The 1,274-nt window shown below is 65.5% G+C and carries 2 protein-coding genes; both read right to left on the reverse strand.

The genetic code is table 11. The annotated features are described in order from the left end of the window. On the reverse strand, positions 1 to 729 hold a 729-nt coding region (locus tag LQV45_RS33455; protein ID WP_230012074.1), incomplete at its 3' end, for a glycine--tRNA ligase. A 136-nt stretch (positions 730 to 865) separates the two neighbouring features. After that, the coding region (locus LQV45_RS33460; RefSeq protein WP_230012077.1) for a DMT family transporter at positions 866 to 1,274 on the reverse strand (409 nt) is incomplete at its 5' end.

A 1,274-nucleotide genomic window follows, 5' to 3' on the forward strand; every position in this document is an offset into this window, starting at 1 on the left:
GCCCAGGCCCGTGTACCAGGACATGCGTTCCTTCATCCAGTACTCGTGCCACTGCTCGTCGGTGCCGGGCTCGACGAAGAATTCCATCTCCATCTGCTCGAACTCGCGGGTGCGGAAGATGAAGTTGCCGGGCGTGATCTCGTTGCGGAAGGACTTGCCGATCTGGCCGATGCCGAAGGGCGGCTTCTTCCGCGAGGTGGTCAGGACGTTGGAAAAGTTCACGAAGATGCCCTGGGCCGTTTCGGGCCGCAGGTAGTGCAGGCCTTCTTCGCTGGCGACGGGGCCAAGGTAGGTCTTGAGCAGCCCGGAGAATTCATGCGGTTCAGTCCACTGGCCGCGGGTGCCGCAGTTGGCGCAGGCGATGTCCTTGAGGCCGTTCTCGGCGGGACGGCCCTTCTTCTCCTCGTACTCTTCCTCGAGGTGGTCCGCGCGGTAGCGCTTGTGGCAGGACAGGCACTCCACCAGCGGGTCGGAGAACACGTCGACGTGGCCGGAGGCCTCCCACACCTGACGGGGCAGGATGACGGAGGAATCCAGGCCTACGACGTCGTCGCGGCCGCGGACCACGGACTGCCACCACTGGCGCTTGATGTTTTCCTTGAGCTCGGCGCCGAGCGGGCCGTAGTCCCACGCAGAACGGGAGCCACCATAGATTTCACCGGCCTGGAAAACGAATCCCCGGCGCTTGGCGAGGGAAATGATCTGGTCGAGGACGGATTTTGCTGCCATGGGAACTCCAATTTTCTACAGGGCCGCTGGGTGCGGTCCGTGGTGTTGGCCCCGGGACGCCGGCTGGTTGCCGGCCGGGACGATACGAACAAAGCGATACGAACAGTGCAATGCAAACTCCAAGCCTACCGGCCCGCTACCGCTTCAGCGCGCCCTTGGGCCAGGGCAGGGTGGCCAGGACGATGGCGCCGAGCGTCAGGATGGTGCCGAGGACCGTCGGGAGTGCGATCACCGTTCCGGGCACCGGCAATATGAGGTCCAGGCCGAGGGACCCCAGCAGCTGGCCGGCGATCATGCCGAGGCCGGTGACCAGAACGCCCAGGCTGCGGACCAGGAGGGCGCCGATGCCGATGAAGATGCAGCCGAGCGGGCCGCCAAGGTAGTACCACCACTGCGCCGGGAGGGGGTTGCCGGCCCCGGCCACGGCGAGTTTGATCAGCCATGCCAGCCACAGCAGGGCCGCTCCGGCGATGAAGTTCACGAGTGTCGCGGCGATGGGGGTGCCGTAGTGCACGGTGGCTGTGCCGTTCATGGCCTGCTGGAAA

It is taken from the genome of Microbacterium sp. Bi128 (assembly GCF_918698205.1).